Source organism: Phenylobacterium sp. (genome assembly GCF_030651185.1).
In the GTDB taxonomy this organism is placed as follows: Bacteria; Pseudomonadota; Alphaproteobacteria; order Caulobacterales; family Caulobacteraceae; genus Phenylobacterium.
The window spans coordinates 48,919-54,918 of sequence record NZ_JAUSCJ010000035.1 but is presented as its reverse complement, the minus strand read 5'-3'; the positions used below and the strand labels follow the sequence as shown (position 1 = coordinate 54,918).

Here is a 6,000-nt window from a genome sequence, read left to right as displayed (position 1 = left end):
GGAGGGGGCTGGGGCCGTGGACGCGGCAAGGGCCGACCCCCCTCCACCGCTGCGCGGTCCCCCTCCCCCGAAGGGGGAGGAATTAGAATGCCCTACTTCGTCACCGCGTCGCGGAAGCCGTTGACGATGGGATAGCGGCGGTCGCGGCCAAACGCCCGGGGGCCGATCTTCACGCCCGGGGCGGCCTGGCGGCGCTTGTATTCGGAATTGTAGAGCAGGCGTTGCACCCGCTCGACGGTCTCGGCCGCGTGGCCGCGTGAGACGATCTCGTCCAGGGTCGCCTCCTCCTCCACCAGACCATGCAGGATGGCGTCCAGCTCGGCGTATTCGGGCAGGCTGTCCTGGTCCTTCTGGTCGGGACGCAGTTCCGCCGAGGGGGCCTTGGTGAGAATCCGCTCGGGGATCGGCGAGACCGCCACACCGTAGGGGTCGTGGGCGTTACGCCATTCGCAGACCTCGTAGACCTGGGTCTTGTAGACGTCCTTCAGCACGTTGTAGCCGCCGCACATGTCGCCGTAGAGGGTGGCGTAGCCGACCGCCATTTCGCTCTTGTTACCGGTGGTCAGCAGCATGGAGCCCAGCTTGTTGGAGAGCGCCATGAGAGCCAGGCCCCGGGTGCGCGCCTGGATGTTCTCCTCGGTCAGGTCCGGCGCCCGGTTCTCGTAGAGGGGCGTCAGCATTTCGGCGAAGGCGTCCACCGCCGGGCTGATGGCGATCTCATCCAGGCGCACCCCCAGCCGCGCAGCACAGCCCGCGGCGTCGTCCAGGCTGTCCTGGCTGGTGTAGCGCGAGGGCAGCATGAAGCAGCGCACTCGGTCGGGACCCAGAGCGTCGGCGGCCACCACCGCGACGATGGCCGAATCGACCCCGCCGGAAAGGCCAAGCAAAACACCGGGGAACCCCGACTTGTTCACATAGTCCCGGAGGCCCAGCACCATGGCCCGGTAGACCTCCTCCGGCCCCGAGACCCAATCGGCCATCGGCGCCTCGACGCAGACCCAGACTCCATCGTCCGCCTTCTCCCAGACCGTCAGCGCCACGGCCTCCTCAAACATCGGCAGGCGCATCACCACCTCGCCGCGGGCCGAGAGCGCGAAGGAGCCGCCGTCGAACACCAGTTCGTCCTGGCCGCCCACCTCGTTGACATAGAGCATCGGCAGGCCGGTCTCGGCCACGCGGGCCGTGGCCACCCCCATCCGCTCGGTGTCGGCGAGGCGGCGGAACGGCGAACCGTTCGGCACCAGCAGGATTTCCGCGCCCTGGGCCTTCAGGTCGGCGCAGACGGCCGGCGCCCAGATGTCCTCGCAGACCGGGACCCCCAGCTTGACGCCCTTCCACTCGAACACCGACGGGCCCAGCCCCGGCTCGAACACCCGCTTCTCGTCGAAGACGCCGTAGTTGGGCAGGTCGCATTTGAAGGCCACGCCCTTGATCTCGCCATCGGCCAGGAAGGCCAACGCGTTCCGGGGCTTACGGCCGGGAGCTTCGGCGGGCCAGATCAGCCCCACCAAGGCCGCGCAGCTGTCCTTGGTGTCGCGCGCCAGCCGCTCGACCGCGGCTTTGCCAGCGGCCCACAGGGCCGGCTTCAGGGCCAGGTCCTCCGGCGGATAGCCGGTGAGGAACAGCTCGGAGAACAGCGCGATGTCGGCGCCGGCCACATGGGCCTGGGCCATGCGCTCACGGGCGAGCTGCTCGTTGGCGGCGATGGCGCCGACGGTGGGATTGGCCTGGATGGCGGCGATGACGAGGCGATTGGTCATGCCCTGTCATGTAGCTGCGCCGCCCGCCCGTCGCCACCCCGGAAACCGGACTGGACGAACCCAACGTCAGGCATGGGATCGTCAAACCGATCAACAGCCGGGGAAGGCGAGATGAGCGACCACGCCAGAGTGGCCTATGCGGCCGTGTCGGACACCCTGGCCGGGGCCACCGCCCTGCCCCGCGCAGCCTTCGCCGACCCGCAGGTCTTCGCCGCCGAACAGGCCGGGGTGTTCCGCGCCGGCTGGATCCCGGTGGCCCGCGAGAGCGACCTCGCCGAGGCCGGCGCCTATCGCAGCGTCGACATCGGTGGCGCGCCCCTGGTGGTCACCCGCGACGCCGCCGGCGAAATCCATGTCCTGTCGCGCATCTGCCGCCACCGGGGGATGCCGGTGGTGGAAGGCTCGGGCGTCGCCAAGGCGCTCACCTGCCCCTACCACCTGTGGCGCTACGGCCTGGACGGCAAGCTCGCCGCCGCCCCGGCCATGGAGCGCTCCGAGGTCTTCGATCGCGAGGATTGCGACCTGCCGGCCATCGCCACCGCCCGCTGGAACGGATGGATCTTCGCCAATATCGACGGCAAGGCGCCGCCCCTGGAGCCGCAGATCGCGCCCCTGACGGCGCGCGTGGCGGCCTTCGCCCCGCAGGCCATGGTCACGGTCGACACCATCAGCCTGGAGTCGCCCTGGAACTGGAAGCTGATGGTGGAGAACTTCATGGAGTCCTACCACCATATCGGCCCCCATATCGGCAGCCTGCAGCAGTCCAACCCCGGTCTCGGGACCTATGAGAGCGACGGCGCCGACCTGTTCACGATCCTGGAGAACCCGCCCGCCGAGGGCGACCACCACGGCTTCGTGGTGGCGGCCATCTTCCCCACCACCCTGCTGTTCTTCTCGGAGGGGACGCCGCTCGGGACCTGGTACGAGCTGGACTCCATCGAGCACGGCCGGTTCCGCCTCAACATCCACCTGCTGGCCAGCCCGGACCTCGCCGCCATCCCCGAATTCGTCGCCGGCTTCCGCGCCCAGGCCCTGGCCATCCACGACGAGGACATCCCCGTCTGCGAAGGCGCCCAGAAAGGCGTGACCAGCCCGCTGTACATACCTGGCCCGCTCAGCCACCTGGAGGCCAGCGTCTGGCGGCTGCACCGGTTCCTCAAGATGAGCTTCGAGGCGTAAAGCGCTGAATTAACACCGCTCGTCCCGGCGAAATCCGAGATGATCGGGGGGTCTTGCGTGCCCCGCATCCTGATCGTCCCGAGGCCCGCTACGCCCCCGGGTGTAGGCCGGGCGCTTCCTGGCCTGTGCGTGACACGTATTCGCTATAGCCGCCGTCGTAGCGATGGACCCCCTCCGGGGTCAGTTCCAGCACCCGGTTCGACAGCGCCGCCAGGAAGTGGCGGTCGTGGCTGACGAAGAGCATCGTGCCATCAAAGTCCGCCAGGGCCGCGACCAGCATCTCCTTGGTCGCCATGTCGAGGTGGTTGGTCGGCTCGTCGAGAACCAGCAGGTTCGGCGGATCGAACAGCATCTTGGCCATGACCAGCCGTGCCTTCTCGCCGCCGGACAAGACGCGGCAAGGTTTTTCGACATCGTCGCCGGAGAAGCCGAAACACCCCGCCAGCGTGCGCAACGCCCCCTGGCCGGCCTGCGGGAACGCGCCGTCCAGAGCCTCGAAGACGGTCTCTTCGCCGTCCAGCAGGTCCATGGAGTGCTGGGCGAAATAGCCCATCCTGACGCTGGCGCCCGTGCTGACCGTGCCCTTGTCGGGCGCGGTGGCGCCGGCGACGAGTTTCAACAGCGTCGATTTGCCGGCGCCGTTCGCGCCAAGCACGCACCAGCGTTCCTTGCGGCGCACCAGGAGATCGAGGCCTTCATAGATCGGCTGGGCGCCGTAGCCCTTATGGACATTGCGCAGGCTGATCACGTCGTCACCCGACCGTGGCGGGCTCCTGAACTCGAACTGGACCGTCTGGCGACGGCGCGGCGCCTCGACCCGTTCGATCTTGTCGAGCTTCTTCACCCGGCTCTGGACCTGGGCGGCGTGGCTGGCGCGCGCCTTGAACTTCTCGATGAACTTGATTTCCTTGGCCAGCATGGCCTGCTGGCGCTCGTAGCGCGCCTGGCGTTGCTGCTCGCCCATCGCGCGTTGCTGGTCGTAGAAATCCAGATCGCCCGCATAGGTGATGAGCGAACCGGCGTCGATTTCCACCACCTTGCCGATGATGCGGTTCATGAAGGCGCGGTCGTGCGAAGTCATCAACAGGGCGCCGTCATAATCCTTCAGGAAGGCCTCGAGCCAGATCAGGCTTTCCAGGTCGAGGTGGTTGCTGGGTTCGTCCAGCAGCATGCCGTCAGGCCGCATCAGCAGGATGCGGGCCAGGGCCACGCGCATCTTCCAGCCGCCGGACAGCAGACCGACATCGCCGTCCATGCGTTCCTGGCTGAAGCTCAGGCCCGCCAGAACCTCGCGTGCGCGGGCGTCCAGCGCATAGCCGTCCAGTTCCTCGAAGCGCTCCTGCACCTCGCCATAGCGTTCGATGGTCGCTTCCAGGTCGCCCGCCTGGTCGGGATCGACCATGGCCGCCTCGAGCCTGGACATTTCCGCCGCCAGGGCGCTGACGGGCCCGACGCCATCCATCACCGCGGCGACCGCGCTCTGGCCTGACATCTCGCCGACATCCTGGCTGAAATAGCCGATCGTCATTCCGGGATCGATCGCCACCAGTCCGTCGTCCGGTTGCTCCTGACCGGTGATCATGCGGAACAACGTCGTCTTGCCGGCGCCGTTCGGACCGACCAGTCCGACCTTTTCGCCCTTCTGGACCCCCATCGAGGCCTCGATGAACAGGATCTGGTGGCCGTTTTGCTTGGAGATATTGTCGAGGCGGATCATGGGGCGGTCTGCTAGCCCGGGCCGGCGGAGAAGGCCAGCCTCAGAGCCGTCCCAAATTCCGGGCGCGGCGATTGGCCCGGGTGTCCGCCTGTCCCGGCCAGCGAGCGATCTTCCCCCACGACAGTTGGGTCTGCTGCGCTTACAGCCTCGCAAGCGCCGCCCCTAGGGAGAGCGCCTCAGCGGCCGTGAACCCACCGCCTAGTCGTCGCGGTGAACGCGTTCCCGGCGCTCGTGGCGTTCCTGCGCCTCGAGGCTGAGCGTCGCCGTGGGCCGCGCGTCGAGACGGGCGATGCCGATCGGCTCGCCGGTGTCTTCGCAATAGCCGTAGGAGCCATCGGCGATGCGGCGCAGGGCTTCGTCGATCTTGGAGATCAACTTACGCTGGCGATCGCGGGTCCGCAGTTCCAGGGATCGGTCGGTTTCCGACGTCGCCCTGTCCGCCAGATCCGGATGGTTCTCGGTTTCGCTCTGCAGGTGGACGAGAGTCTCGCGGGATTCCCGCAGGATGTCGTCTTTCCATGCCTGGAGCTTCTGCTTGAAGTACTCAAGCTGACGCTCGTTCATGAAGGGCTCGTCCTCGGAAGGAAGATAGCCCGCCTTACTAGCCATGACTGCGGCTGTGGTCATTTACGCCTCACGCCCCTGGAGTACCGCCCCTTTAGACACGCCGGGCGCTTATACCAAAACGAAATAACGATTCAACGAAGCTCGCGTCGCACGGACCATCAGGCCGCACGTCTAGCGCATTCCAGCTTGGCCAACTCTACGGCGGCCCGGGTTTCGATCTCGTCAAGAACCCCTTCCAGGCGAGCATCCTCGGTGCCCTCACGCTCGTCGCGGATCGCGATGCGCAGGGCGTCGAGCTTGCTCTCGGACATCTCGCCCGACAGCAGGCCCAGCTTCACGTCGTCGAGAACGTCCAGCAGACGGCCGGCGCGGCGCACCGCGCGGCGGCGGCGTTCCAGCGGCCCGCCCATCTCTTGCAACGCTAGGATGGCGTCCACATTCATGACCCCGGAGAGGCCGGTGGCGCGGGCCACCCGGGCCGGGGCCGGGGCGGCGCCGGCGGTCGGCAGGCTGAAGCCCTGCCCATCGGCGCCGCGGGGCTTTGTGGCCCCGTTCACCGATCCCACGCCGTTTGTTCCGTTGACCTTCATGGGTGAGTCGAACTCTTGACCTGACGTTTCGCCCTACTCATCGCGCCGGCATGCTTAGGGTATGGTTAATGCCGGGCAACTTCTGCCGCCACGGCGCGCCCTGCCGCCCGCGGCGAATCGCCAACCCCTGGAATCGCTGGGGTTTTTCCAGATCCCGGCTGGCACGTCCGTCGCATAGGCAAGAACG

General features: G+C 67.5%; 5 protein-coding genes. 1 reads left to right on the top strand and 4 read right to left on the bottom strand.

Annotation, left to right across the window (positions count from 1 at the left end):
- Window positions 1–92 precede the first annotated feature (92 nt).
- Entirely contained in the window at window positions 93–1,760 is a 1,668-nt protein-coding gene (locus Q7J39_RS17305; protein ID WP_304828080.1) for an NAD+ synthase, read from the bottom strand.
- A 111-nt stretch (window positions 1,761–1,871) separates the two neighbouring features.
- On the opposite strand from Q7J39_RS17305, the gene Q7J39_RS17300 reads away from it, so the two are divergent.
- Window positions 1,872–2,939 (top strand): aromatic ring-hydroxylating dioxygenase subunit alpha, encoded by a 1,068-nt coding sequence (locus Q7J39_RS17300; RefSeq protein WP_304828077.1) that lies wholly within the window; start codon window positions 1,872–1,874, stop codon window positions 2,937–2,939.
- A gap of 88 nt (window positions 2,940–3,027) precedes the next feature.
- Here the strand turns inward: Q7J39_RS17300 and Q7J39_RS17295 are convergent, their stop codons facing one another.
- From Q7J39_RS17295 to Q7J39_RS17285, 3 genes are all read right to left on the bottom strand, one after another.
- Window positions 3,028–4,656 carry an ABC-F family ATP-binding cassette domain-containing protein gene (locus tag Q7J39_RS17295; RefSeq protein WP_304828074.1) on the bottom strand — a complete coding sequence of 543 codons (1,629 nt, stop codon included), beginning with the start codon at window positions 4,654–4,656 and terminating at the stop codon, window positions 3,028–3,030.
- 198 nt (window positions 4,657–4,854) lie between these two features.
- Entirely contained in the window at window positions 4,855–5,283 is a 429-nt protein-coding gene (gene dksA / locus Q7J39_RS17290) for an RNA polymerase-binding protein DksA (protein ID WP_304828071.1), read from the bottom strand.
- Between the two features lie 98 nt (window positions 5,284–5,381).
- On the bottom strand, window positions 5,382–5,813 hold the full coding sequence (locus tag Q7J39_RS17285) for a flagellar assembly protein FliX (RefSeq protein WP_304828068.1): 432 nt from the start codon (window positions 5,811–5,813) through the stop codon (window positions 5,382–5,384).
- Window positions 5,814–6,000: the final 187 nt, after the last annotated feature.